Annotated in this window: 22 protein-coding genes; 6 read left to right on the forward strand and 16 right to left on the reverse strand. The window is 67.7% G+C overall.

Annotation, left to right across the window (positions count from 1 at the left end; genetic code table 11):
• Positions 1-24 precede the first annotated feature (24 nt).
• The 3 genes from folP to BG90_RS01020 form a co-directional block, all read right to left on the reverse strand.
• Complete coding sequence (gene folP, locus BG90_RS01010) at positions 25-831, reverse strand: dihydropteroate synthase (protein ID WP_374189768.1); 807 nt, start codon at positions 829-831, stop codon at positions 25-27.
• 186 nt (positions 832-1,017) lie between these two features.
• Positions 1,018-2,904: an ATP-dependent zinc metalloprotease FtsH gene (gene ftsH, locus BG90_RS01015; protein WP_010102839.1), complete on the reverse strand. Its 1,887-nt coding sequence runs from the start codon at positions 2,902-2,904 to the stop codon at positions 1,018-1,020.
• A 166-nt stretch (positions 2,905-3,070) separates the two neighbouring features.
• A complete protein-coding gene (locus BG90_RS01020; RefSeq protein ID WP_010102837.1) occupies positions 3,071-3,733 on the reverse strand; it encodes an RlmE family RNA methyltransferase in 663 nt (220 codons plus the stop codon).
• 193 nt (positions 3,734-3,926) lie between these two features.
• Here BG90_RS01020 and BG90_RS01025 point away from each other — a divergent pair, with 193 nt between their 5' ends.
• Positions 3,927-4,481: a YhbY family RNA-binding protein gene (locus BG90_RS01025; protein ID WP_010102835.1), complete on the forward strand. Its 555-nt coding sequence runs from the start codon at positions 3,927-3,929 to the stop codon at positions 4,479-4,481.
• 76 nt (positions 4,482-4,557) lie between these two features.
• Here the strand turns inward: BG90_RS01025 and BG90_RS01030 are convergent, their stop codons facing one another.
• The 6 genes from BG90_RS01030 to BG90_RS01055 form a co-directional block, all read right to left on the reverse strand.
• Positions 4,558-5,061: a DUF4149 domain-containing protein gene (locus BG90_RS01030; protein ID WP_010121391.1), complete on the reverse strand. Its 504-nt coding sequence runs from the start codon at positions 5,059-5,061 to the stop codon at positions 4,558-4,560.
• Positions 5,061-5,537, reverse strand: coding sequence for a transcription elongation factor GreA (gene greA / locus BG90_RS01035; RefSeq protein ID WP_010102831.1), 477 nt, complete (start codon positions 5,535-5,537; stop codon positions 5,061-5,063). Before greA ends, BG90_RS01030 begins: the two co-directional genes overlap by 1 nt.
• A gap of 118 nt (positions 5,538-5,655) precedes the next feature.
• The gene (gene carB, locus BG90_RS01040; RefSeq protein WP_010121393.1) at positions 5,656-8,922 is read right to left on the reverse strand and encodes a carbamoyl-phosphate synthase large subunit; all 3,267 of its coding nucleotides are present in this window, start codon (positions 8,920-8,922) and stop codon (positions 5,656-5,658) included.
• A gap of 54 nt (positions 8,923-8,976) precedes the next feature.
• Positions 8,977-9,636 (reverse strand): leucine efflux protein LeuE, encoded by a 660-nt coding sequence (gene leuE / locus BG90_RS01045; RefSeq protein WP_010102829.1) that lies wholly within the window; start codon positions 9,634-9,636, stop codon positions 8,977-8,979.
• A 33-nt stretch (positions 9,637-9,669) separates the two neighbouring features.
• The gene (gene carA / locus BG90_RS01050) at positions 9,670-10,815 is read right to left on the reverse strand and encodes a glutamine-hydrolyzing carbamoyl-phosphate synthase small subunit (RefSeq protein ID WP_010121395.1); all 1,146 of its coding nucleotides are present in this window, start codon (positions 10,813-10,815) and stop codon (positions 9,670-9,672) included.
• A 389-nt stretch (positions 10,816-11,204) separates the two neighbouring features.
• Positions 11,205-12,227: an AraC family transcriptional regulator gene (locus BG90_RS01055; RefSeq protein WP_010121396.1), complete on the reverse strand. Its 1,023-nt coding sequence runs from the start codon at positions 12,225-12,227 to the stop codon at positions 11,205-11,207.
• Positions 12,228-12,458: 231 nt separating this feature from the next.
• Between BG90_RS01055 and BG90_RS01060 the strand changes: the two genes are divergently transcribed.
• Positions 12,459-13,601 carry a DUF6670 family protein gene (locus BG90_RS01060; RefSeq protein ID WP_010121398.1) on the forward strand — a complete coding sequence of 381 codons (1,143 nt, stop codon included), beginning with the start codon at positions 12,459-12,461 and terminating at the stop codon, positions 13,599-13,601.
• A 131-nt stretch (positions 13,602-13,732) separates the two neighbouring features.
• Here BG90_RS01060 and BG90_RS01065 read toward each other — a convergent pair whose 3' ends face one another.
• The 3 genes from BG90_RS01065 to gloB form a co-directional block, all read right to left on the reverse strand.
• Positions 13,733-14,971 (reverse strand): MFS transporter, encoded by a 1,239-nt coding sequence (locus BG90_RS01065; protein WP_010121400.1) that lies wholly within the window; start codon positions 14,969-14,971, stop codon positions 13,733-13,735.
• 138 nt (positions 14,972-15,109) lie between these two features.
• Positions 15,110-16,687 (reverse strand): transglycosylase SLT domain-containing protein, encoded by a 1,578-nt coding sequence (locus BG90_RS01070; protein ID WP_025990463.1) that lies wholly within the window; start codon positions 16,685-16,687, stop codon positions 15,110-15,112.
• Between the two features lie 152 nt (positions 16,688-16,839).
• Positions 16,840-17,661: a hydroxyacylglutathione hydrolase gene (gene gloB, locus BG90_RS01075; protein ID WP_010102813.1), complete on the reverse strand. Its 822-nt coding sequence runs from the start codon at positions 17,659-17,661 to the stop codon at positions 16,840-16,842.
• Between the two features lie 20 nt (positions 17,662-17,681).
• Here gloB and BG90_RS01080 point away from each other — a divergent pair, with 20 nt between their 5' ends.
• The 3 genes from BG90_RS01080 to dnaQ are packed head-to-tail and all read left to right on the forward strand — an operon-like array spanning position 17,682 to position 19,717.
• Positions 17,682-18,494: a class I SAM-dependent methyltransferase gene (locus tag BG90_RS01080; RefSeq protein ID WP_010102812.1), complete on the forward strand. Its 813-nt coding sequence runs from the start codon at positions 17,682-17,684 to the stop codon at positions 18,492-18,494.
• Positions 18,491-18,937, forward strand: a complete 447-nt coding sequence (gene rnhA, locus BG90_RS01085; RefSeq protein ID WP_010102811.1) for a ribonuclease HI — start codon at positions 18,491-18,493, stop codon at positions 18,935-18,937. Before BG90_RS01080 ends, rnhA begins: the two co-directional genes overlap by 4 nt.
• Positions 18,938-18,994: 57 nt before the next feature.
• Complete coding sequence (gene dnaQ / locus BG90_RS01090) at positions 18,995-19,717, forward strand: DNA polymerase III subunit epsilon (RefSeq protein WP_010102810.1); 723 nt, start codon at positions 18,995-18,997, stop codon at positions 19,715-19,717.
• A gap of 422 nt (positions 19,718-20,139) precedes the next feature.
• On the opposite strand, the gene BG90_RS01095 is transcribed toward dnaQ, so the two are convergent.
• On the reverse strand, positions 20,140-20,472 hold the full coding sequence (locus BG90_RS01095; RefSeq protein ID WP_010121404.1) for a YnfA family protein: 333 nt from the start codon (positions 20,470-20,472) through the stop codon (positions 20,140-20,142).
• A 531-nt stretch (positions 20,473-21,003) separates the two neighbouring features.
• Between BG90_RS01095 and proP the strand changes: the two genes are divergently transcribed.
• Positions 21,004-22,491, forward strand: coding sequence for a glycine betaine/L-proline transporter ProP (proP, locus tag BG90_RS01100; RefSeq protein WP_025990464.1), 1,488 nt, complete (start codon positions 21,004-21,006; stop codon positions 22,489-22,491).
• A gap of 240 nt (positions 22,492-22,731) precedes the next feature.
• Here proP and BG90_RS01105 read toward each other — a convergent pair whose 3' ends face one another.
• The 3 genes from BG90_RS01105 to BG90_RS01115 all read right to left on the reverse strand — a co-directional run bounded on the left by BG90_RS01105 (position 22,732) and on the right by BG90_RS01115 (position 25,277).
• Complete coding sequence (locus tag BG90_RS01105) at positions 22,732-23,361, reverse strand: glutathione S-transferase family protein (protein ID WP_010102807.1); 630 nt, start codon at positions 23,359-23,361, stop codon at positions 22,732-22,734.
• A gap of 144 nt (positions 23,362-23,505) precedes the next feature.
• On the reverse strand, positions 23,506-24,387 hold the full coding sequence (locus BG90_RS01110) for an alpha/beta hydrolase family protein (RefSeq protein ID WP_010121407.1): 882 nt from the start codon (positions 24,385-24,387) through the stop codon (positions 23,506-23,508).
• A 341-nt stretch (positions 24,388-24,728) separates the two neighbouring features.
• On the reverse strand, positions 24,729-25,277 hold the full coding sequence (locus tag BG90_RS01115; RefSeq protein WP_045568019.1) for a phospholipase D-like domain-containing protein: 549 nt from the start codon (positions 25,275-25,277) through the stop codon (positions 24,729-24,731).
• Positions 25,278-25,366: the final 89 nt, after the last annotated feature.

Consider the following 25,366-nt stretch of genomic DNA (forward strand, 5'->3'; position numbering starts at 1 on the left):
TAGAACCTTCCTCCTTGTTTCGACTTATGCTAACCGCGCGGCATCGCGCACGGCGCTCCATACTTTCACTGCATCGACGGTCGCCGCGACGTCGTGCACGCGCACGATCGCCGCGCCCCGCTCGGCCGCGCAGACCGCCGCGGCAACGCTCGCCGCAACGCGCTCGGGCGCCGGCTTGCCGATCAGCGCGCCCAGCATCGACTTGCGCGACATGCCGGCAAGAATCGGATACGCGCGCCCGTCGGGCCGGACCGGCGCCGTCTCCGGCAAATGTGCGAGCAGCGCATAGTTGTGTTCTATCACCGACTTGCCGAAACCGAACCCCGGATCGACGCTGATACGCCGAGAATCGACGCCTGCCTGCACGAGCGCATCGGCTCTTTCGGCGAGAAACGCGCGCACGTCGGCGACGACGTCTCGATAGTCGGGCTCATGCACCTGCATCGTCTGCGGCTCGCCCAGCATGTGCATCACGCAAAGGCCGCACGCGCTGTCGCGCACGGCTTCGATCGCGCCCGGCTGGCGCAAGCCCCAGATGTCGTTGATCAGATCGGCGCCCGCCGCGAGCGACGCGCGCATCACGGCCGGCTTGTACGTGTCGATCGACAGCGGGACGTTCATGCCGCGCAGCGCCTCGACGAGCGGAATCACGCGCCCGAGCTCCTCGTCGAGCGGCACGGGCGGCGCGCCGGGGCGCGTCGACTCGCCGCCGATGTCGATGATGTCGGCGCCTTCGGCGACCATCCGTTCCGCCTGCGCGAGTGCGGCGTCACGGGCGACGTAGCGGCCGCCGTCGGAGAACGAGTCGGGGGTGACGTTGAGAATGCCCATCACGAGCGGCCGCTCGAAGGTCAGCGTGAAACGTCCGCATTGCAGCGGTTCGGGAATGAAAAAAGCGGAATCGGGATTGGGCACGAGCGGAGCGTCGGATCGAACGCGATGGAAAAGCGTCAGACAAGAATGCAAAACGGGCCGGTGTGACAACCACACCAGCCCGTGAACGAAAGCCTGATTCGTTTATGCCGGCGCGGTGGCGTTGCCCGGCTTGACTTCGGCGCCCGACGAACCGCCCGACGGCGAATCGCTCGCCGGCGGCGCGCTCTTCGGCGAGCGCGGCGGACGTCCTTCCATGATGTCGTTGATCTGATCGGCGTCGATCGTCTCCCACTCCATCAGCGCGGCCGTCATCGCCTCGACCTTGTCGCGGTTTTCTTCGAGCAGACGGCGCGCAAGGTTGTACTGCTCGTCCAGCACGTGGCGGATTTCCGCATCGACCTTCTGCTGCGTCGCCTCCGAGATCGTGCGCGTGAAGCCGCGGCCGAACGGGCTCGCGTCGTTCTCGTCGTCGACGTAGACCATCGGTCCGAGCGCGTCGGTCATCCCGAAGCGGGCAACCATCGCGCGCGCGGTCTGCGTCGCCTTGTTGAAGTCGTCCGACGCACCCGTGCTGATCAGGTTCAGGAACAGCTCTTCCGCCACCCGGCCGCCGAACAGGATTGCGAGGCGATCGAGCAGGTAATCCTTCGAGTACGTTTCGTTGTCGTGCTCCGGCAGCTGCCACGTCACGCCGAGCGCGCGGCCGCGCGGGATGATCGTGACCTTGTGGACCGGATCGGCCTTCGGCAGCAGCTTCGCGATCACCGCGTGGCCCGACTCGTGGTAAGCGGTCGCGCGCTTCGCTTCTTCGCGGATCACGGCCGACTTGCGCTCCGGCCCCATGAAAATCTTGTCCTTCGCGTCTTCGAAATCCTGCATTTCGACGATCCGCTTGCCGCGCCGCGCCGCGAAGAGCGCGGCCTCGTTGACGAGGTTCGCGAGATCGGCGCCCGAGAAGCCCGGCGTGCCGCGCGCGATGACCGCCGCGTCGACGTCGTTCGCGATCGGCACCTTGCGCAGGTGCACGCGCATGATCTGCTCCCGGCCGCGAATGTCCGGCAGGCCGACGTAGACCTGGCGGTCGAAACGGCCCGGACGCAACAGCGCCTTGTCGAGCACGTCGGAGCGGTTCGTCGCGGCGATCACGATCACGCCGGAATTCGCCTCGAAGCCGTCCATCTCGACGAGCATCTGGTTGAGCGTCTGCTCGCGCTCGTCGTTGCCGCCGCCCATGCCGGCGCCGCGATGACGGCCGACCGCGTCGATTTCGTCGATGAACACGATGCAGGGCGCGTGCTTCTTCGCCTGCTCGAACATGTCGCGCACCCGGGCCGCGCCGACGCCGACGAACATTTCGACGAAGTCAGAACCCGAGATGCTGAAGAACGGCACCTTCGCCTCGCCCGCGATGGCGCGCGCGAGCAGCGTCTTACCGGTGCCGGGAGGCCCGACGAGCAGCACGCCGCGCGGAATGCGGCCGCCGAGCTTCTGGAATTTCTGCGGATCGCGCAGGAAGTCGACGAGCTCGGACACTTCCTCCTTCGCTTCGTCGCAGCCGGCGACGTCGGAGAAGTTGACCGCATTGTTGTTCTCGTCGATGAGCCGCGCGCGCGATTTGCCGAACGAGAACGCGCCGCCCTTACCGCCCCCCTGCATCTGCCTCATCATGTAGAACCAGAACACGATGATGAGCAGCGTGGGACCGAGATAGTAGAGCGCGGAGACGAGCGCGTTCGGCTCGTCGTCGGCCTTGCCGCTGACCTGCACGCCGTACTTCATCAGATCGCCGACCATCCAGATGTCGCCCGGCGACACGATCTGATATTTCTGACCATCTGCGGGAGTGACGGTGAGGTTGCGCCCCTGCACGACGACGTTCTTGACCTTGCCGTTCTTCGCGTCATCCATGAACTGCGAATAGGAGACGCCTTCCTGGACGCGGGGCTTGTCGAACTGCTTGAACACCGTAAACAGCACCAGTGCGATCACGAGCCACACTGCTGCCTTCGAAAACATATTGTTGTTCAAAGCACCACTCCTTCACTCATAGACGAGCGCCTACATTTGCCTTGCGGCGCCCCTCAGGCATTCTAATCCAGTCCGCAGCCCCTCGCCATAATGATTCGCTACCGCGCCGATAGGCGCGCGGCACGACTGGCAAGGGCTCCGGCGCATCCTGCCGCGCCATGCCACTTCAGCGGGGTTGCTTCAGATGCCGACCCAAAATAAATGTTTCGGACGATTTGTCGCGGGAAGCTTTTGGCTTGCGCGGCGCCACCATTTTAAATTGGTGTTTGAATTTCTCGACAATCTGGCTGTAGCCGCTGCCGTGAAAGCACTTCACTAAAAGGGCGCCATCCGGTTTCAGATGATTTTGCGCAAATTCGAGCGCCAGATCGCAAACATGCTCGATGCGCGCCGCATCCGCGACCGCCACGCCGGACAGGTTGGGTGCCATGTCGGAAATTACAAGGTCGACCGGGCGTCCGGCGAGCAATTCCTCCAATTGGCCCAGCACGTCGTCCTCGCGGAAGTCGCCCTGGATGAAATGGACGTCGGCGATGGGCTCCATCGGCAGCATGTCGAGCGCGATGATCGTCCCGTCGATGCCGCCCTCGCGCACCGTGTCGCGCCGCTTGCCCTGCGCGAGCTTGTTGCGCGCGTACTGGCTCCAGCTCCCCGGCGCCGCGCCCAGATCGACGATCACCTGGCCCGGACGGATCAGCTTGTCCTGCTCGTCGATTTCCTTCAGCTTGTACGCCGCGCGCGCGCGATAGCCCTCCCGCTGCGCCATTTTGACGTACGGGTCGTTGATGTGGTCATGCAACCAGGATTGGTTAAAGCGGTTCTTTGCCATGCGATGGAGAGATTGCTGCCGATTGCTTCGTGAAGCCGCGCTTTTGGCGGATAATACGGCTCTTATTGGCGCGGCTTTCGGCCCCGACGGGCCCAAGCCGCGATTTTACGTGGTTTCGGCGCGCCGCCGCGGAAAAGCTTCGCCGCTTGCCCCGGTTGGTCCGCCTTCAATTTGATTCGAATTCCTCATTCCGATGCCCGCCCTTTCGCTTTCCCCCGCCGAGCGCTCCGCGCTGCGTTCCCAAGCCCATGCGCTCAAGCCCGTCGTGCTGATCGGCGCCGAAGGGCTCACCGACGCCGTGCTCGCCGAGATCAAGGTCCACCTCGCCGCGCACCAGTTGATCAAGATCCGCGTGTTCGGCGACGAGCGCGACGAGCGCGTCGCGATCTACGACGAAATCTGCGACCGCCTGAGCGCCGCGCCGATCCAGCACATCGGCAAGCTGCTCGTGATCTGGAAGCCCGAGCAGGCTGAAGAGGCGCCGCAGCGCGGCCGCCGCGGCGTGCCGAGCGCACGCGAAGCCGCCCGCGCAGGCGCTCGGCAGGCAGCTGACGACGACCGCGCCGCCAAGGGCCGCGCGCCGCGCGTCGTCAAGGTGGTCAAGCAGTCGCCGGACAAGCCGGCGCGCCGGCCGAAGCCGCAGCAGGTGCGCGTGCTCGGCAACGAGCGCGTGACGGCGGGCGGCAACGTCAAGCGTGCGAAGAAGCGCCAGTCGAGCGCGAAGCGCCAGCACCAGAACGAGAAGTGATCATCGCCGGGCTTGTCGCGCGGCCTGGCCGGCCGACAAGCCCCCGCGCGCCGAAGCACGCAAGCGGCGCGCCGGCTCAGACGCGCCGTTCGTCGCCGCGCGGGCTCGCGTCGCCCTTCCCCGGCAGCCGCCAGATCAGCCATGCGCCGAGCAGGCTCTCGACGAGATAGAAGAAGCTCGACACGCCGTGCAGGAGCGCGAAGCGCCCCGCGTATGCGGAATGGCCGACGTCGGTGCCCGCCTCGAGCGCCGCGACCCGCAGCGCATTCATGAACGGCTGCAGCGCGAAATAGCCGATCAGCACGCAGCCGAGCATCGCCGCGAGCACCAAGCGCAGCGGCCGATAGGCGTCGTGGCCGCGCCGCACGAGCAGATTCGACAGGCCGATCAGCAGCACGCCGCACACCGCGCCGATCGTCGCTTCGATGCTGAAGAGCCGCGCGGCGACGGAGCCGGCCGTCATCCGCTCGAGCGTCGCGAACAGCACCGGCGCGACCGCATAGCCGATCGTCAGCAGACTGCCGACCCAGACCGTCGCCAGCAGGCGAAACAGCCGGTGCGGCGCGGCGGAAGCAGCCATCAGATGTAAAGCACCGAAATGATCTCGTACTCGCGCACGCCGCTCGGCGCCTGAACCGCCGCGACGTCGCCTTCGGACTTGCCGATCAGCGCGCGCGCAATCGGCGAGCTGACCGAGATCAGGCCGTGGTCGATGTCGGCTTCGTCGTCGCCGACGATCTGGTACTTGACGGTGTTGCCCGTTTCGAGATCCTCGAGTTCGACCGTCGCGGCGAACACCACGCGGCCGTCGGCGTCGACGGCGGTCGGATCGATGATCTGCGCGGCCGACAGCTTCGATTCGATTTCCGCGATACGACCCTCGATGAAGCCCTGTTTTTCCTTCGCGGCGTCGTATTCTGCGTTTTCGGACAAGTCACCCTGCGCACGCGCTTCGGCGATCGCGTTGATGACGGCCGGTCGCTCAACCGACTTGAGGCGCTGCAATTCGTCGCGCAGTTGATCTGCGCCACGCTTCGTCAACGGAATGGTGCTCATAAACGATTCAATAGCTAATAACGGCCATAAAAAAAATCACCGCGATTAAGCGCATTTCCGGAACACCGGAAACGCCGCTTAATCGCGGCACGTGTTGCTTCGACAGGTAACTGGAGGCTTAGTTTAGGCGACCATGCAGACCTTGTAAATCATAGACTTCCAAGTTCTTCAGGTAGCGAAGACCCTCCACCGCCGCGCGTGCGCCGGACATCGTCGTGTAATACGTGACCTTGTGCGCCTGCGCGCTCATCCGGATCGAACGCGAATCGGCGATGGCCGCGCGCGTCTCGTCGACGGTCGTGAACACGAGCGCGATCTCGCCGTTCTTGATCATGTCGACGATGTGCGGACGACCGTCCTTCACCTTGTTGACGACCTTCACCGGCACGCCAGCGGCCTCGATCGCGGCGGCGGTGCCGCGCGTCGCGACGAGCGGATAGCCGAGATCGTGTAGCATCCGCGCGACCTCGACCGCCTTCGGCTTGTCCGCGTCCATCACCGTGAGGAGCACCGTGCCCGACTCCGGCAGCCGCGAGCCCGCCGCGAGCTGCGACTTGAAGAGCGCTTCGCCGAACGTCGTGCCGACGCCCATCACCTCGCCCGTCGAGCGCATCTCCGGCCCGAGCACCGGGTCGACGGTCGGGAACTTGATGAACGGGAACACCGCTTCCTTCACGCTGAAGTACGGCGGCTCGACTTCCTTCGTCACGCCCTGCTCCGCGAGCGTCTGGCCGACCATCGCGCGCGCGGCGATCTTCGCGAGCGGCAGGCTCGTCGCCTTCGACACGTACGGCACCGTGCGCGATGCGCGCGGGTTCACTTCGAGCACGTAGATGATGTCCTCTTTCGGACCGTCCGTCGCATTTGCGTCGGCCGGCACCTGCTGAATCGCGAACTGCACGTTCATCAGGCCGACGACGTTCAGCGCCTTCGCCATCGCGCCAGTCTGGCGCTTGAGCTCGGCGACCGTCTCCTTCGACAGCGAGTACGGCGGCAGCGAGCATGCCGAATCGCCCGAGTGGACGCCCGCCTGCTCGATGTGCTCCATCACGCCGCCGATGAACACCGCATCGCCGTCGCAGATGCAGTCGACGTCGCATTCGATCGCGTCGTTCAGGAAGCGGTCGAGCAGCACCGGCGAATCGTTCGACACCTTCACCGCTTCGCGCATGTAGCGCTCGAGATCGCGCGGCTCGTGGACGATTTCCATCGCGCGGCCGCCGAGCACGTACGACGGGCGCACGACGAGCGGATAGCCGATTTCCTCGGCGAGCGCGAGCGCTTCGTCCTCGGCGCGCGCGGTGCGGTTCGGCGGCTGGCGCAGGTCGAGGTCCTGCAAGAGCTTCTGGAAGCGCTCGCGGTCTTCGGCCGCGTCGATCATGTCGGGCGACGTGCCGATGATCGGCACGCCGTGCGCCTCGAGATCGAGCGCGAGCTTGAGCGGCGTCTGGCCGCCGTACTGGACGATCACGCCGACGGGCTTTTCCTTGTCGACGATCTCGAGCACGTCTTCGAGCGTCAGCGGTTCGAAGTACAGACGATCGGACGTGTCGTAGTCGGTCGACACCGTTTCCGGGTTGCAGTTGACCATGATCGTCTCGTAGCCGTCCTCGCGCATCGCGAGCGCCGCGTGCACGCAGCAGTAGTCGAACTCGATGCCCTGGCCGATCCGGTTCGGGCCGCCGCCCAGCACCATGATCTTCTTGTTCGTCGTCGGCTGCGCCTCGCACTCTTCCTCGTAGGTCGAGTACATGTACGCCGTCTTCGTCGCGAACTCGGCCGCGCAGGTATCGACGCGCTTGTAGACCGGGCGCACGTTCAGCTCGAGACGGCGCGCGCGCACGTCGGCGGGCGTCGCGCCGAGCAGCTTCGCGAGGCGGCGGTCGGAGAAGCCGCTCTGCTTCAGATAATGCAGTTCGTCCTTCGTCAGGCTCGCGAGCGTGCGGCCCGCGAGCGCCTTCTCCTTCAGCACGATCTGCTCGATCTGCTCGAGGAACCACGGATCGATCGCCGTCTCCTCGAAGATCTGCTCGCGCGACATGCCGACGCGGAACGCATCGCCGACGTACCAGATCCGGTCCGGACCCGGCTCGCCGATTTCGCGGATGATCTCGTCGCTGCTCGTCGTCTTCTCGTCGAGGCCGTCGACGCCGACTTCGAGGCCGCGCAGCGCCTTCTGGAACGACTCCTGGAACGTGCGGCCGATCGCCATCACTTCGCCGACCGACTTCATCTGCGTCGTCAGGCGCGAATCGGCCTCACGGAATTTCTCGAACGCGAAGCGCGGGATCTTCGTCACGACGTAGTCGATCGTCGGCTCGAACGACGCCGGCGTCTGGCCGCCCGTGATCTCGTTCTTCAGCTCGTCGAGCGTGTAGCCGATCGCGAGCTTCGCCGCGACCTTCGCGATCGGGAAGCCGGTCGCCTTCGATGCGAGCGCCGACGAACGCGACACGCGCGGATTCATCTCGATGACGACCATCCGGCCGTCCCTCGGATTGATCGCGAACTGCACGTTCGAGCCGCCCGTGTCGACGCCGATCTCGCGCAGCACCGCGAGCGACGCGTTGCGCAGGATCTGGTATTCCTTGTCGGTGAGCGTCTGCGCCGGCGCGACCGTGATCGAGTCGCCGGTGTGCACGCCCATCGGGTCGAGGTTCTCGATCGAGCAGACGATGATGCAGTTGTCGGCGCGGTCGCGCACGACTTCCATCTCGTATTCCTTCCAGCCGAGCAGCGACTCTTCGATCAGCAGCTCGCGCGTCGGCGACAGGTCGAGACCGCGCTTGCAGATCTCTTCGAACTCTTCGCGGTTGTACGCGATGCCGCCGCCCGAGCCGCCCAGCGTGAACGACGGACGGATCACCGCCGGGTAGCCGCTGCCGCCCGTGGCCGCCGCGATTTCAGCGTGCACCTTCAGCGCCTCTTCCATCGAGTGCGCGATGCCGGACTTCGCCGAGCCGAGGCCGATCTTCGTCATCGCGTCCTTGAATTTCTGGCGGTCTTCCGCCTTGTCGATCGCCGCGGGCGACGCGCCGATCAGCTCCACCCCGTACTTCTCGAGCACGCCGTGGTGATGCAGATCGAGCGCGCAGTTGAGCGCGGTCTGGCCGCCCATCGTCGGCAGGATCGCGTCCGGGCGCTCCTTCTCGATGATGCGCTCGACGACTTCCCACGTGATCGGCTCGATGTACGTGACGTCGGCCGTGTTCGGATCGGTCATGATCGTCGCCGGATTGCTGTTGACGAGGATGACCTTGTAGCCCTCTTCACGCAACGCCTTGCATGCCTGCGCGCCCGAATAGTCGAACTCGCACGCCTGGCCGATGATGATCGGGCCGGCGCCGATGATGAGGATGCTGTTGATGTCTGTGCGTTTTGGCATGGCTCTTGGGATTCAAAAAATAATCGTTGATGCGCGATCGGCAGGCGGTGGCGCTCAGCTCATCGTCGCGAGCGCGAGCTTCATGGAAAAGCCGACGAACAGGCCGCCCACGCCGCCCGACGCGCTCGCCGCGAGCTTGCGGCGGCGTCGGAAATGGTCGGCGAGACGCGCGCCCGCGAAGATCAGCGTGCTCAGGTACAGGAAGCTCGCGAGCTGCGCGATCGCGCCCAGCACGACGAACGACAGCGCCGGATGCGCGTAGGCCGGATCGACGAACTGGATGAAGAACGAGATGAAGAACAGGATCGCCTTCGGATTCAGGAGGCTCACGACGAGCGCCTTTCGGAACGGCCGCTCGCCGTCGACCGCGGGCGGCGCGTCGCCGCCCGCGTCGGCGGGCCGGGCGAGCTTGCGCCACGCGCCGCGCAGCATGCCGGCGCCGATGTACAGCAGGTACGCCGCGCCGCCGTACTTGACGACCGAGAACAGCAGCGGGTTCGCCTTCAGCAGCGACGCGACGCCCGCGGCCGACAGCACCATCAGCACCGCGTCGCCGAGGAACACGCCGCACGCGGCCCGATAGCCGGCCTTCACGCCGCGCTGCGCGGCAAGCGACAGCACGTACATCGAGTTCGGCCCCGGCAGCAGGATGATGAACACCACTCCGAACACGTAGGTCCAGAGATCCGTGATGCCGAGTGCGTGGCCGAACATGATGCGAGACTCCTTGATCGAAATGCGGCGGCGTCAGGCGCTACGCGCCTTCGCCGCGTCCATCAGCGCGGTGAAGCGGTCGAACAGATAGCCGATGTCGTGCGGGCCGGGCGACGCTTCCGGGTGACCCTGGAAGCAGAACGCGGGCTTGTCGGTCAGCTCGAAGCCTTGCAGCGTGCCGTCGAACAGCGACACGTGCGTCGCGCGCGCGTTCGCGGGCAGCGAATCGGCGTCGACCGCGAAGCCGTGGTTCTGCGACGTGATCACGACGCGGCCGTTCGCGAGATCCTTCACCGGATGGTTCGCGCCGTGGTGGCCCGTCTTCATCTTGAGCGTTTTCGCGCCGACCGCGAGGCCCATGATCTGGTGGCCAAGGCAGATGCCGAAGGTCGGCACGCCGCGCTCGATGAATTCCTTCGTCGCGGCGATCGCGTAGTCGCACGGCTCCGGATCGCCGGGGCCGTTCGACAGGAAGATGCCGTCCGGATTGAGCGCGAGCGCGTCGGCCGCGCTCGATTGCGCGGGCAGCACCGTCACGTGGCAGCCGCGCTCGGCGAGCATGCGCAGGATGTTGTATTTCACGCCGAAGTCGTATGCGACGACGCGGTAGCGCGGCGTCTCCTGCATCCCGTAGCCGCTGCCGAGGCGCCATTCGGTCTGCTTCCACTCGAACGGCTTCGTCGTCGACACGACCTTCGCGAGATCCATCCCCGCGAGGCCCGGGAACGAGCGCGCGAGCGCGATCGCCTTTGCTTCGTCGTCGGAGCCCGTCAGGATGCAGCCGTTTTGCGCGCCCTTGTCGCGCAGGATGCGGGTCAGCTTGCGGGTGTCGAGGCCGGCAATGGCGACGACGCCTTCGTCGCGCAGGTAATCGCCGAGCGAACGCTCCATCCGGAAGTTCGACGCGAGCGCCGGGAGATCGCGCACGATGAGGCCGGCGGCATGGACTTTCGTCGCTTCGACGTCTTCGGCGTTCACGCCGACATTGCCGACGTGCGGATAGGTCAGCGTGACGATCTGGCGCGCATAGCTCGGATCAGTGAGGATTTCCTGATAGCCGGTGATCGCGGTGTTGAACACGACTTCGCCGATCGTATGGCCGGCCGCGCCGATCGAATAACCACGAAAGACCGTGCCGTCGGCGAGTGCGAGCAAAGCGGGAGAAAAAGACGGCAACACGGGGGGCTCCTTGGGGGACACCCTTGCCGCCGACCTGTTTATCCTGCCGCGCGTTCGCGGGCGCGTGACGCATCACGGCGCGCGTGGGCGCTCGCGCGCGCGGGGCTTGCGGTCGAGCGCGAAACGGCGCGCGCGGGCGCGGGTTTCGCGGCATCGCCTGCGTCAAGCGGCGTGCGGCGGACGAACGGGATGAAGGAGGTAGGCGCTAGGGTGCGAGGTTGATTAGCACAAACTTTCAAATTATAGCGTGAAATTGGCCTTATCTTCAATCGATCGGCGCATTTCGTGCCGGCTCGCGCTTGCCCGGGCGCCGGCGCGGCGGGCATCGCCCACGCCTTCGCCGACCGCGGCGAACAGGCACGCGCCGCGCCCGGCCCGCCCGCTCCGCGTCACGCGGACCACCGATATTCGCTGGGCGACATCGCCTTCCATCGCCTGAACGCGCGCGCGAACGCGGACGGCTCCGAATAGCCGAGCCGCTCCGAGATCTCCGCGACGGTCAATGTCGTGGTCGCGAGCAGCTCTTCGGCCAGCGTTTCGCGAATCTCGTCGACGACCGTCTCGTAATCCGTCCCCTCGCCCGCGAGCCGCCGCCGCAACGTGCGCGCGCTCACGCCAAGCTCCGCCGCAAGCGCCGCCATCGTCGGGCGGCGTGCCGAATCGCCCGCGAGGTGCCGGCGCACGCGCCCGGCCCAGCCTTCGCTGCGACGGCGGCGTTCGAGCACGCGCCGACATTCGTCTTCGCAAAGCCGCCGCGTCAGCGAGTTGCGCTGCGGCAGCTTCAGATCCAGACAACGCACATCGACCGTCAACGCGTTTTCCGCCGCGCCGAACTCGGGCGACGCGGCGAACAGCGTCCGGAAACGATCGGCATACGACGGCGCCTCCATCTTGAACGCAAGGCGCTTGACCGGCAAGTTCGCCGCATCGAGATCGACCTGCAGCGTGATCAATGCGGCCACGGTGATTTCGACCAGCACGTCGCGCACGTCGCCGGGCAGGTCATGGTCGTCGATCACGAGCGTCGCGTCTTCGCCGCGCGCGGTCGGCCGGATGTCGCAGAAGGTCGACGTCAGTTGAAGGTAGCGCAATCCGACCGACACGGCATCGGCGAACGTCGCGCTGCTCAGGAGCGCGAATCCCCAGATTCCGTAAGCGGTCGCGTGGTAGCGCCGGCCGATTTCGATGCCGAGCGGAAAATCCGGCCCCAGAAGCCGCATCAGATTGCGCACGATGCGCAACTCCTGTGCCGCGGCCACGGTGGCTTCCGGCCGATCGAGCAGTTCAGGCGCGACGCCGCTGCCATCCAGGCACTGACGTACGCCCAGTCCTTGCTCGACGCCCACGTCCACCAGCACGCGCGTCGTGTTGACGGGGCGAACGAAATCCCAGCGAGCAAGCTTGACCGTCATGGTGGCCTCAAATGTCCGGAACGCGCCCAATATGCCATTGCCCAATGTAACGTTCAATGCGATCTTTCCCGCACGGTCCGGGCCTCGACGACGCCCCCACCCCGGAGGGCCGCGCACCGTCGTTGCCCGCGCCACTGCCCTGTCGGCGCACCCGGCGGCCACGGCGGCCGACGGCGCATCGCGGCACCCGCGCACCAGGCACTTTTTCCAGCACGACAAACAGGGGACGACATGAGCACCACCATCGACACGAGCGCCTCCACCGCGCCCGAGTTGCCACTGATCGACAGCGCGCACCGCCACCGCGGCTGGCGCGGGTTGCGCGGCTACGCGTTGGCCAAGGTGGCCACACAGATTCTGCGGCCCGTCGAGCCATCCGTGCGCCACGGCTTGCCCACGCCGACGATCTTTCCGCCGTACGGCGGTGCGCGCCGGTTCGGCCTGATGCACTACGGAATCATGATTCCGGATCTGCCGGCGCCCCACTATTTCATGGCCAGCGCGATCATCCTCGGCAGCGCAGGCATGCGCGTCTTCGATACCGATTTCGCGGCCGCGCCGGGCGACGGCCCGCTGCAGACCGCGACGCTCGTGCACGGCACGGCGGCCGCCGTCGATCGTCACTTCACGCGCTATTCGATCCCGCGCGACACGGAATGGCGCGCGGACGGCAGCCTGCTGCGCCTCGGCAAGGATCTGGAGCTGAGCGGCCGCTATCCCGAGTTCCGGCTGAAGAGCCGTCGCCAGGACTTCGCGGTCGATCTGTCGCTAACGGCCACGGGCGACGTCACGTGGTTCGCGAAAGGCCTCTTCTATGAACACATCGCACTCGTCACACGCTATCGGGGCACGATCGAGCACAAAGGCGCGGCGACCGAAGTGTCAGGCCTCTGCACCTATGAATACGCGCGCGGCACGTCGCCGTATCTGCTCTACAACCGCTTCCTGCCGAAAGCCGCAAAGCTGCCCTGGGACGTGTTCAGCTATCAGGTGATCGATCTCGACGCCGATACGCAGCTGCTGCTCGCGCACGTCCAGGTCGACGGCCATCCGGCGCTGACGAGCGCGTATCTGCGCATCGTCGGCAAATGTGCTCACCGGCTCGACGCCGATGTCCATTTCCGGGTGCTGAGCACGCAGGCGCGACCGGCCGTCGCGCCGGACGGCTCCGAGATGCGGCTGCCCGAAACATTCGCCTGGCGCGTGCGCGACCGGCGAGGCCGCAATCTGTTCGCGATCGACGCGACGGTCGACACGCCGATGCTGTTCGGCATCGGCACAGGCTACGTCGGCGGCTATCGCTGGGAAGGCGAGCGCGACGGCCGGCCGGCGAGCGGACGCGGATACATCGAGTACGTCGACCAGCGCAGATGAAGCGTGCGATGCCGGCGGCGCGCGGTCGCGGCCGCCGAAAAACGAACGCGCGGCGTCGCGCGCGCCTTTCGCCGCCGCGATCCGGACCGGCATGCCACTTCGCCCGCGCCATGCGCGGGCTGACGCGCGCGTCAGCCCGCGTGCCGCGCCGACTTGTCGAGCGCGCGGTCGGGCAGCACGTACCAGACCGCGCTCGCGATCTGCAGCGCGACGAGCACGCCCCACGCGGCCAGATGCGCGCCCGCCGGATAGTGCCCCGCGTGCGTCGGCCACCGCGACAGCACCGCGCCCACACCGACCTGAAAGCCGAAGATCAGCACGAAGATGACGAGCGTGAGCGTCGTGTTCGCGCGGCCGATCAGATGGACGGGAAAGTACTCGGCGAGCACCGCGTAGCTCAGGATGCCGACGCCGCCGAACACGCCGTACGCGGCCCACAGCACGACGGCGGGCAGCGGCGCGCGCAGCATGATCGCGAGCTGCGTCGCGACGAAGAGCGCCATTCCGACTCCGCAGAACGCGTACAGCGACACGCCGCGCCGCTCGAGCCCGCGCGCCGCCGCGCCGAAGCCGACGCAGCCCGCCATCATCGCGAAGCCGAACACGGACACGAGCGCGGCCGCGTCGCGCGGCGCGTAGCCGCTCACGTCGCGCAGATACGCCCCGACCCACAGCGACTGCATCGCATAAAACACGCCCTGCGTGACGACCGAGAACGACGCGATCTTCCAGAACGTGCGGTCCGCGATGATCCGCCAGGTGCCGGCGAACTGCGCGGCGGCGCTCGCGTTCTGACGGCCCTGCTCCGCTTCGGGCGCGAACGCCCACAACGCGGCCGCGACCGCCACCGTGAACGCGCCGAGCCCCGCGCACACCGCACGCCAGCCGGCGAAGCCGAGCAGCCATTCGAGCGGCGAGCCGACCGCGACGCCGCCCAGGCCGCCCACCGCCATCACGAAGCCGTTCAGGAGCGGCAGCCGCGCGACCGGGAAATGCTGCGCGAGCGCCTTGAACGCGCCGCCGAGACACACCGACACGCCGACGCCGATCAGAAGCCGGCCGGCCATCATCGTGCCGACGTCATGCGCGGCGCCGAACACCCACGCGCCCGCCGCCGCGACGAGCAACAGCGCGGCGCTCACGCGGCGCGGACCGTAGCGGTCGAGCAGCACGCCCGCCGGAATCTGCGCGCACGCGAAGCCGAGGAAATAGAGACTCGTCAGCAGGCCGAGGTCGGCGGCGGACAGGCCGAGGTCGCGCGTGATGAGCGGCGCGAAGCCGAGATTCACGCCGCGAAAGACGTACGAAACGAAATAGCCGATCGCGAACAGCGCGAATACGCGAAATTGGAGAAGGGACATCATGATCACCGATGAAGCGCCCGGCCGGCGGACCTGCGGCGAAGCGCACAAACGAAAACGCCGTCACCCAGGTGACGGCGTCCGGCGATGATAGTCGATTGCTCGCCGGGGATCGAAAAGCCCCCGCGGCGCGCGCGCCCTTTCGTCTTACTTTTTCTTCGCCTTGTGGCTCGCGGTCTTCGCGGGCGCGGCCTTCGCGCCGTTCTTCTTCGCGGCCTTCGCGGCGACGGGCGCCGCCTTGCGGCCGCGGCTCGCCTTGCCGCCCGTATGCAGGCTCGCGCGCTCGATGCGGCCGCCCGAGACCGACGTCGCGATCCGCTCCGGACCCGGCTCGGCCGGCACCGCGCGGCCGACCGGCACGTGCAGCACCATCGTCTGGCCCGGCATCACGACGGCACGGCGCGTGCGGTTCCACCCGCGAAGCTGCGCGACCGACACGCCGTAGCGGCTCGCGAGCGCTTCCATCGACTGCTTGCGGCGCACGCGGATCAGCATCTTGCGCGTATCCGGCACGTCCGGCTCCATCGCGAGCGCGCCGTTCTCGGCGACGTCGGCGCTGATGTCCTCGTCGTCGTCGTCGGTGCGCGGCACGACGATCGTCGAACCGGGCTTCAGGCGCATGCCGGCCGGAATCTTGTTCACCTGCATCAGCGTGTCCGCGTCGACGCCGATCTTCTCCGCGATCGCGGCGGGCCGCGAGCGCTCGGTCACCGTGTACGCGGTCCACGACGACAGCTGGCCGTCATACGACTTCAGGCCTTTCTCGAACGCCGTCGCGTTGTCGAACGGCAGCAGGATCTGCGGCTGCGTCGCGCCGAGGATCACGGGCTTCGAGAACGACGGATTGAGCGACTTGAATTCGTCGAGCGGCAGGTTCGCGAGCTTCGCGGCGACCGTCACGTCGATGTCGCGCGACGTCGTCACCGTCACGAAATACGGGTGGTTCGGGATATCCGGCAGCGTGAGGCCGTACTGCTGCGGATTCGCGATGATGTTCTTCACGGCCTGCAGCTTCGGCACGTAGTTGCGCGTCTCGTTCGGCATCCGCAGGCTCTGGTAGTCGGTCGGCAGGCCGGCCGCCTGGTTGCGCGCGATCGCGCGCTGCACGTTGCCCTCGCCCCAGTTGTACGCGGCGAGCGCGAGATACCAGTCGCCGAACATGTCGTGCAGGCGCGAAAGATAGTCGAGCGCCGCGCTCGTCGATGCGAGCACGTCGCGCCGCTCGTCCTGCCACATGTTCCGCTTCAGGTTGTACGTGCGGCCCGTGCCCGGCATGAACTGCCACATGCCGGCCGCCTTCGCGACCGACAGCGCCTGCGGGTTGTACGCGGACTCGATGAACGGCAAGAGCGCGAGCTCGGTCGGCATGTGGCGCGCCTCGAGCTCCTCGACGATGTGGTACAGGTACTTCTGCGAGCGCTCGGTCATCCGCTGCACGTAATCGGGGCGCTGCGTATACCACGTGGTCTGCATGTCGACGAGGTCGCTCTGCAGATCCGGCACCTGGAAGCCGCGGCGGATGCGCGCCCAGAGATCGCTGTCGGTGGTGGTCAGGTCGCCGACCGATTGCTTGTCGACGTCGACGGTTTCTTTCGCGGTGGCGGACTTGCGCAGGAAGGTCGAAGCGGCTTGCGGGTCGGAGGCCGCGGGATTTTGGGCGCTCGGTCCCGTGCCCGCGCACGCGGCGAGCGTCAGGACCAATAGCGCACTGAGGAGGAATCGCATGAAAATCTCGGCTTCCAACGGCTGGAAATTGCAGGCGATAGTACGAAAGTGTGTGGTTCGCGTCAATAAAAACACCGAAAAAACCTGCTAAATCGGGTATTTGGGGCCGATTCTCCAGATTCTGGTTGAGCTTGACCCGACTGTCCTCCGGGTTAACGAAAACGATTTTTCCACTCGCGCATCAGCGTGAACGCGGCGAGCCGGTCGGGCGCCGCCTCGTGCAACTGCGTTTCGAGCGTCGCGCGGATCGACGGGCTGTCCGCGCGCAGGAACGGGTTCACCGCCCGCTCGTGCGCGATCGTCGTCGGCAGCGTCGGCTCGTTGCGCGCGCGGCGCGCGCTCGCTTCGTCGCGCCATGCGGCGAGCGCCGCGTTGTCCGGCTCGCACGCGAGCGCGAACTTGATGTTCGACAGCGTGTACTCGTGCGCGCAGTGCACGCGCGTGTCGCCCGGCAGCGCCGCGAGCGCGTCGAGCGACGCGAGCATTTGCGCGGGCGTGCCTTCGAAGAGGCGGCCGCAGCCGCACGAGAACAGCGTGTCGCCGCAAAAGAGGTGCGGCGCGGCATTCGCCGGCCCCGCCGGGCCTGCGCCGGCCGCCTGGAAATACGCGATGTGGCCGCGCGTGTGGCCCGGCACGTCGATCACGTCGAATTCGAGCGCGGGCGAGCCGATGCGCACGCGCTCGCCGCCCGCGAGGCGGCGCGTCACGTGCTCGATCGCCTCGTGCGCGGGGCCGAACACCGCGACGGATTCGCCGCCGCGCGAGGTCGCGAGCAGCTCGGCCACTCCGCCGACGTGGTCGCCATGATGGTGCGTGAGTAAAATAGCGGTCAGCCGCCAACCTCGCGCGTCGAGATAGCGGCGCACCGGGGCGGCTTCGCCCGGATCGACGGCGACCGCATCGCTGCCGTCCGACACGAGCCAGATGTAGTTGTCGTCGAATGCCGGCACCGGCACGTATTCCAGCTCGTTCATGGGCGCGCAACCACCGAGATATGTCTGACCGTTCGATTATAGACTGGCCCGCCTGGACCGACTCCCCGCCCGGGCGCTATGTGCTCGACTGGGAGCAGGCGCAGCTCGACCGCACCGTGTCCGACGTGTTCGGCTTCCACGCGCTGCAGCTCGGGCTGCCGCAGCTCGACGCGCTGCGCGAGAACCGCATGCCGTGCCGCGGCCTCGTGCTCGATCCGGCGAGCGGCGCGAGCGCGCCCTACCACTATCCGTGGGCGCGCGAGGCGCACAGCGCCGAGCATGCGCCCGCCGGGCGCAGCACCGTCTGGTGCGACCTGCTCGATCTGCCGTTCGAGTCGCAGAGCGTCGACCTGATCGTGATGCCGCACACGCTCGAATTCACGTCCGATCCGCACCGGCTGCTGCGCGAGGCGGAGCGCGTGCTGATGCCGGAAGGCCAGCTCGTGATCACGGGCTTCAACTCGCTGAGCCTTTGGGGCGCGCGGCAGTCGGTCGGCAAGATGGCGAACCGGCCGTTCGTGCCCGCGACGCGCGACCAGATCACGTTCATCCGGCTGAAGGACTGGATCAAGCTGCTCGGCTTCGATCTCGAGCGCGGCCGCTTCGGCTGCTACCGGCCGCCCCTCGCCACCGACAAGTGGCTGTCCCGCTACGCGTTCATGGAGGCCGCGGGCGACCGCTGGTGGCCGATCTTCGGCGCCGTCTACATGGTGACGGCGATCAAGCGCGTGCGCGGAATGCGGCTCGTCGGCCCGATCAAGATGAAAAAGCCGGTGCTCGCGCCGGGCCTCACGCCCGCGGCCACCCCGACCACTCACCAAGAACATTCATGACGCTGCAAACCATCGACATCTATACCGACGGCGCCTGCAAGGGCAATCCCGGCCCCGGCGGCTGGGGCGCATTGCTGCGCTACGGCGCGCAGGAGAAGGAACTCTTCGGCGGCGAAGCCGGCACGACCAACAACCGGATGGAGCTCACCGCCGTGATCGCCGCGCTCGAGGTGCTGAAGCGCCCGTGCAAGGTGGTCGTCCACACCGATTCGCAATACGTGCAGAAAGGCATCAGCGAATGGATCCACGGCTGGAAGAAGAAAGGCTGGGTCACCGCCGCGAAGACGCCCGTGAAGAACGCGGATCTCTGGCAGCGGCTCGACGCGCTCGTCGCGCAGCACGACATCGAATGGCGCTGGGTGAAGGGACACGCCGGCCACCCGGAGAACGAGCGTGCGGACGCGCTCGCGAACCGCGGCGTCGAATCGCTCGATCGGGCATGAGCCCGCTTGCGCACCCCTTTTCGCTTCACGACTGACTCGAATCCCGTTTTTTCAGACATGCGCCAGATCATCCTCGATACCGAAACCACCGGCCTCAACGCACGCGCGGGCGACCGCGTCATCGAAATCGGCTGCGTCGAGCTGCTGAACCGGCGGCTCACCGGCAACAACCTGCACTTCTACGTGAACCCCGGGCGCGACAGCGATCCGGGCGCGCTCGCGGTGCACGGGCTCACCACCGAGTTCCTGAGCGACAAGCCGAAGTTCGCCGAAATCGTCGACGAGCTGCGCGACTTCGTCCGCGACGCGGAGCTCATCATCCACAACGCGCCGTTCGACCTCGGATTTCTCGACGCCGAGTTCTCGCTGCTCGGCCTGCCGACCTTCACCGACCACTGCGCAGGCGTGATCGACACGCTCGTTCAGGCGAAGCAGATGTTCCCCGGCAAGCGCAACTCGCTCGACGCGCTGTGCGACCGCTTCGGCATCAGCAACGCGCACCGGACGCTGCACGGCGCGCTGCTCGACTCCGAGCTGCTCGCCGAGGTGTATCTCGCGATGACGCGCGGGCAGGAAAGCCTCGTCATCGACATGCTCGACGAAGGCGGCGACGCGCACCGCAACGGCGACGCGCCGCGGATGGCGTTCAGCGGGCTCGACCTGCCGGTGCTCGCCGCGACCGACGACGAGCTCGCCGCGCACGAGGCGCAGCTCGACGCGCTCGACAAGTCGGTCAAGGGCGCGTGCGTGTGGCGCAAGGAAGCGGGCAGCGAGGCTTGACGAGATCGATTGCCGCCGGGGGATCGGCGGGCGGGCGGCGGACTTCCTCCCTCGCTCGCACGACGCGCGTCGTGCGGGCTTGCCGGCGATCCCCCCGGCAATTGACCTTCAATCGATTGGTTTCTTGACCGTCGGCCTGCCGCGCATCATCCAGCCCGACGGGCATCCTGCTGCACACCGCTTTCATTTGGCTGCCGTCCGGCAATCGTTCCGCCGCAGGCCGGCCTTGGCAACGGCAGCGCTCAACGACCGCCGGCCGATCGGGTCACAAGCGGCCGGTCGACATTCGTTTCGCCCGACGGCCGACCGGCACGCCGAGATCGGCACCCCCGATCGCCAAAGCCCCCCGATTCGCCCTGCCGCACGCGCCGCATCGACACCCACCCGACGCGCATCGCAGCATCGCAGCATCGCCCTCGGCATCACCCGCGCGGCTGCAGCGCGATCACCGACATCCCGGCGAGCGCGAGCGCCGCGCCCGCCGCGTCCCAGCGCGACAGCGGCACGCCGTCGACGACCCGCAGCCACGCGAGCGCGACCGCGATATAGACGCCGCCGTACGCCGCATAGGTGCGCGCGGCGGCGGCCGGATGCAGCGTCAGAAGCCACGCGAACAACGCGAGCGACAGCGCCGCGGGCGCGAGCAGCCAGGCCGGCTTCCCCGCCTTCAGCACGAGCCACGGCAGATAGCAGCCGACGATCTCTGCGACGGCGGTCAAGACGAAAAGCGCGGCGATCTTCGCGAGTGAAAGCATGTCGGGAAACGCGCGAGGCGCGCGTCGAAAACGCCGCGCAACGCCGCGGCAACGAGCGCGATCATAGCCGAGCCGACGCCCGAAAAAACCGGCGCCCGCGGCAATTTGCGCGATCCTCCGTCATCGTGCTATCATGTCGCTTCTTTAAACAGCCTACGTCTGTCATTTATTTCGGTCACCAGATCGTTCGGCGTTGCGCCGCAACGGGTCGCCCGGAATTTCGCTCACAAGAAAGCGCGCCTTCGGGCAGCTTTTTTCGTTTCAACGCCCTTGAAGGGCATCCAGCCGGCCGCGAACGCCACGTGATGCGCCGGTTCGCCGACCGTCCCCGTACGGCGGTCTTTTCTCACGAGTGCGAGTGCGCGACGACCATCGGGTCCGCGCCGGATCGGCTTCCTTTTGGATTAAGCGTTTCATTCGCCCTTTCACGCTCGCGACCCTCGCTCGATCGCGACCCGCACTCACCGGCAACCCGTGGCGAACCGCGCGTCCCCTCGCGCGATTCGGCCGCCGTCACAGGAGTTTTCGACCTTGACTGCAACACCCGCCCCGTCTATTTCGTCAACCGCGTCCGCCGACGGCGCGTCAGCCGCCGCCCCGCACGACATCACGGTCGTCGACCAGGGGCTCCTGAAGCGCGCCGTCGGCGCGATGGCCCTCGGCAACGCGATGGAATGGTTCGACTTCGGCGTCTACAGCTACATCGCCGTCACGCTCGGCCAAGTGTTCTTTCCGTCGAGCAACCCGTCCGCGCAACTGCTCGCGACCTTCGGCACGTTCGCCGCCGCGTTCCTCGTGCGCCCGCTCGGCGGGATGGTGTTCGGCCCGCTCGGCGACCGCATCGGCCGCCAGCGCGTGCTCGCGATGACGATGATCATGATGGCGGTCGGCACGTTCGCGATCGGCCTCATCCCGAGCTACGACTCGATCGGCATCCTGGCGCCCGTGCTGCTCCTCGTCGCGCGCCTCGTGCAGGGCTTCTCGACGGGCGGCGAATACGGCGGCGCGGCGACCTTCATCGCCGAGTTCTCGACCGACAAGCGCCGCGGCTTCATGGGCAGCTTCCTCGAGTTCGGCACGCTGATCGGCTACGTGATGGGCGCGGGCGTCGTCGCGCTGCTGACGGCGTCGCTGTCGCACGACGCGCTCTTGTCGTGGGGCTGGCGCGTGCCGTTCCTCGTCGCCGGCCCGCTCGGCCTGATCGGCCTCTACATCCGATTGAAGCTCGAAGAGACGCCCGCATTCAAGCGTCAGGCCGAAGCGCGCGAAGCGCAGGACAAGGCCGTGCCGAAGACGCATTTCCGCCGGCAGCTCGTGCGTCACTGGCGCGCGCTGCTGCTGTGCGTCGGCCTCGTGCTGATCTTCAACGTCGCCGATTACATGGCGCTGTCGTACCTGCCGAGCTACCTGTCGTCGACGCTGCACTTCGACGAGGCGCACGGCCTCGTGCTGATCCTGATCGTGATGGTGCTGATGATGCCGATGACGCTCGCGACGGGCCGCCTGTCGGACGCGGTCGGCCGCAAGCCGGTGATGCTCGCCGGCTGCATCGGGCTCTTCGCGCTCGCGATCCCCGCGCTGCTCCTGATCCGCACGGGCGAGACGTCGCTCGTGTTCGGCGGCCTCTTGATCCTCGGCGCGCTGCTGTCGTGCTTCACGGGCGTGATGCCGTCGGCGCTGCCCGCGCTTTTCCCGACCGAGATCCGCTATGGCGCGCTCGCGATCGGCTTCAACGTGTCGGTGTCGCTGTTCGGCGGCACGACGCCGCTCGCGGCCGCCTGGCTCGTCGATACGACGGGCAACCTGATGATGCCCGCGTATTACCTGATGGGCGCCGCCGTGATCGGCGCGATCTCGGTGCTCGCGCTGCCGGAGAGCGCGCGCCAGCCGCTGAAGGGCTCGCCGCCTGCCGTCGCGTCGCATCGCGAGGCGCATGCGCTCGCGCGCGAGATCAAGCGCCGCGAGGCGGACGAGCGCGACGACGGCGGCTACGCACCCGCTGCCGCGCTGCGTGCGTGAAGTTGAATACGCGAGCGCGTAGGCACGCCATTCGATGATGGACCGCGGAGGCGGTCTCGCGACGCCCGATCGGCGTGGCGAGGCCGCCTCCGTCTTTTTTTCGCTCGGCGATGGCCGGCCGGAACCAGGGTTCGCGGCGCCTCGCTCGGGCCCGGTGCCGAATATCGATCGAGCGTCGAGCAACGGGCGGGGCGAATCACGCCCATGCCCCGCCGCGGCGCCCCGCCCGCGCCGCTCGACTCAATCGAGCGGCGTGCTCTCGAACGCAGGCAGCGCCTCCGCACGCGCGGACAGCGCGGCGAGCGCCGGATAGCGCGCCGGATCGATGCGCGCGAGATCCGGGTAGTCGCGCTTCATGAACTGCGTGAAGCGCCACGCCACGGCGACCGTGACGTCCGCCTGCGTGATCCGCTCGCCGACGAGCCAGCCGCTCGCGCCCGCGATGCGCGCCTCGAGCGCGCCGTACGCGCCGTCGAGCTGGCCGAGCACGCGATCGAGCCACGGCTGGTGCTGCTTGTCGCCCGGCCGCAGCCCATGCTCGTAGACGACCTGCACCGTCTTTTCCGCCGCCGCGAGCGCGAGGCCCGTCAGCTCGAGCGCGCGCACGCGCGCCGGCGGATCTTCCGGCATCAGCCGCCGCTCGGGCGCGACGAGCCGATCGAAGTAATCGACGATCAGCGACGAATCGACGAGCATCGTGCCGTCGTCGATGAAGAGCGTCGGCGCCTTCACGACCGGATTGAGCGACTTGAACTCGTCGAACTGGCGAAACACCGACAACGCGCTGTGCTCGAACGGTAGACCGAGCAGCTTCGCCGAAATTGCGACGCGCCGCACGAACGGGGAATCCAACATGCCAATCAGCTTCATCGGTAATGCTCCGTTTGACGGGGGACTGTCGACTGTAGCGCGTCGCGCGCGCTTCGCCTAGCGGTCGCCGAAAAACGCGGGAACCGCGGGCACATGCTGCGCACGCCGTCCGTGCAATCCGACGTGACGCGATGCCCTCGCCGCTCACTGTTCGCGCAGCCACGCCGCGCCGAGCGGCCACAATGCGCGGTTGTCGTCGCGGAAATAGCCGAAATGGCCGATCGCGTGCTGCCTGCGATCCGGCGAGATCTCGCGATGCTCGATCTGCGCGCTCGAATAGAAGCGGTGCAGCGCCTGCACCGCGGCGGCGGGCGCCATCCAGTCGTCGCTGATCGTATACGCGAGAATCCGGCCGCGGTAGCCGCGGAAATGCTCGCGCAGCGGTCGGCCCGCGCCGTCGACCAGATAGTCCGGATGGCGGCACCAGCGCGCCCATTCGCGCATCACGCCGGCCGGCAGATCGACGCCGCCGCCCAGTCCGAGGCGCCGTGTCGGCAGATGCGACAGCACGCCGCCCAGCACCGGCACGACACCGAACCACAGCGGCGCGAGCATCAGCCGATGCTGCCATGGCCAGAGCTGCCAGTAGCCGCTCGGACAGCAGATCGACAGCAGCGCGGCCGCGCGGCCGTTGTTGTGCGCGAGGCCGAACATCTGTCCGCCGACGCTGTGGCCGACCGCGAGCAGCCGCTGCGACGGCGCGCGCGCCGCGAGATGGTCGAGCGCGCCGGGCAGATCGGCTTCGCCCCAGTCGCGCAGCGTCGCCGTGTCGACTTCGGACGGCCCCTTGCGCGAATCGCCGACGCCGCGGTAATCGTAGGTCAGCACGGTGAAGCCGTCGCCCGCCAGGAAGCGCGCGTAGCGCTCATAGAAGCCGCGCGGCGCGCCGAGCGCGCCGCTCACGAGCACGCTGCGGCCGTTGCTCGCCGCGGGCGTGCCCGGCAAATGGAAAGTCCCCGTCAGCAGTCGGCCGTCCAGCGCGGCAAACCGTGTCGTCTCGGCCGTGATCGGCGGTCGTTCGTGCATCGACATCCTCGCTATCGAGCGGCTATTGTGCAAGCGAACGCGATTGCCCGCCAGCCGCCCTCCGCATCGGCGGCGACGCGGGGGCGCGAAGCGGAACCGGTCGCGCCGGTCTGACCGCGCTCGGCGCTCGGCGCTCGGCGCTCGGCGCTCGGCGCTCGGCGCTCGGCGCTCGGCGCTCGGCGCTCGGCGCTCGGCGCTCGGCGCTCGGCGCTCGGCGCTCGGCGCTCGGCGCGGCGGGGACGGGCATCGAAGCGCTCGCGTCGATGCCACGCCTCCGTCCGCCCTGCCGAGCACGGCCGACAGGCCGCCCGCGATCCGCGCGAGCGCGCGGAGGACGCCGCTCAATACCGGCGCGACAGGCCGTAAAGTCGCCGGAATTCCGCCGCATACGACTGCGCGAGTTGCGGCGCGCGATAGAAGACATTGAAGTTGCCCGCCGCGCGCTCGTCGCTCGCCTGCACGAAGCTCACGGTGCCGAGCACGACCGCGTCGTCGACGACGACGAACGAGCCGTGCACGTTCGGCACGCGGTCGCTGAGCGCGACGTCGACGCCCGCGCTCGCGAGAAATCCCGCGCCGCTGTACTTCGCTGCGTGCCCCGTCCTGTCGAGCACGACCCGCACGTCGACGCCGCGCCCGCGCGCCGCGCACAGCGCCGCCGCGACGGCAGCCGGCACCGACGCGCCGCCCGCGACAAGCACGCGCGTACGGGCGCGGCGGATCAGCGCGACTTCGATGTCGGTCGACCCGGCGTCGGCATCGAAATACGCGCCGAGCGCGGGATCGCGCGACGGAATCTGTGCTGCGCGCGCCAATTCGAGCGCCGAAGCTACGCAAAGAAGTGCGCAAACCGAGGAAAAGACGGAAGCGAAACGAACGCGGTATGTCATGGGGCGGCAATTGTAGCCACGTCCAATACCGTTGCAAACCGTTTCGTCGAGGAGGCGCGCGCGACGCGTCGCCGCGCGTGCGCACGATG

It is taken from the genome of Burkholderia oklahomensis C6786 (assembly GCF_000959365.1).
In the GTDB taxonomy this organism is placed as follows: Bacteria; Pseudomonadota; Gammaproteobacteria; order Burkholderiales; family Burkholderiaceae; genus Burkholderia; species Burkholderia oklahomensis.

Coding starts and splice junctions, on each gene's coding strand:
- gloB (WP_010102813.1), bottom strand. CDS start 17,661: ATGAACGAGCTGGAATACGTGCCGGTGCCGGCATTCGACGACAACTAC.
- BG90_RS01070 (WP_025990463.1), bottom strand. CDS start 16,687: ATGCGATTCCTCCTCAGTGCGCTATTGGTCCTGACGCTCGCCGCGTGC.
- dnaQ (WP_010102810.1), top strand. CDS start 18,995: ATGCGCCAGATCATCCTCGATACCGAAACCACCGGCCTCAACGCACGC.
- greA (WP_010102831.1), bottom strand. CDS start 5,537: ATGAGCACCATTCCGTTGACGAAGCGTGGCGCAGATCAACTGCGCGAC.
- BG90_RS01105 (WP_010102807.1), bottom strand. CDS start 23,361: ATGAAGCTGATTGGCATGTTGGATTCCCCGTTCGTGCGGCGCGTCGCA.
- BG90_RS01025 (WP_010102835.1), top strand. CDS start 3,927: ATGCCCGCCCTTTCGCTTTCCCCCGCCGAGCGCTCCGCGCTGCGTTCC.
- BG90_RS01060 (WP_010121398.1), top strand. CDS start 12,459: ATGAGCACCACCATCGACACGAGCGCCTCCACCGCGCCCGAGTTGCCA.
- carB (WP_010121393.1), bottom strand. CDS start 8,922: ATGCCAAAACGCACAGACATCAACAGCATCCTCATCATCGGCGCCGGC.
- BG90_RS01110 (WP_010121407.1), bottom strand. CDS start 24,387: ATGCACGAACGACCGCCGATCACGGCCGAGACGACACGGTTTGCCGCG.
- BG90_RS01115 (WP_045568019.1), bottom strand. CDS start 25,277: ATGACATACCGCGTTCGTTTCGCTTCCGTCTTTTCCTCGGTTTGCGCA.
- BG90_RS01030 (WP_010121391.1), bottom strand. CDS start 5,061: ATGGCTGCTTCCGCCGCGCCGCACCGGCTGTTTCGCCTGCTGGCGACG.
- BG90_RS01055 (WP_010121396.1), bottom strand. CDS start 12,227: ATGACGGTCAAGCTTGCTCGCTGGGATTTCGTTCGCCCCGTCAACACG.
- folP (WP_374189768.1), bottom strand. CDS start 831: ATGGGCATTCTCAACGTCACCCCCGACTCGTTCTCCGACGGCGGCCGC.
- leuE (WP_010102829.1), bottom strand. CDS start 9,636: ATGTTCGGCCACGCACTCGGCATCACGGATCTCTGGACCTACGTGTTC.
- BG90_RS01020 (WP_010102837.1), bottom strand. CDS start 3,733: ATGGCAAAGAACCGCTTTAACCAATCCTGGTTGCATGACCACATCAAC.
- BG90_RS01080 (WP_010102812.1), top strand. CDS start 17,682: ATGTCTGACCGTTCGATTATAGACTGGCCCGCCTGGACCGACTCCCCG.
- BG90_RS01095 (WP_010121404.1), bottom strand. CDS start 20,472: ATGCTTTCACTCGCGAAGATCGCCGCGCTTTTCGTCTTGACCGCCGTC.
- rnhA (WP_010102811.1), top strand. CDS start 18,491: ATGACGCTGCAAACCATCGACATCTATACCGACGGCGCCTGCAAGGGC.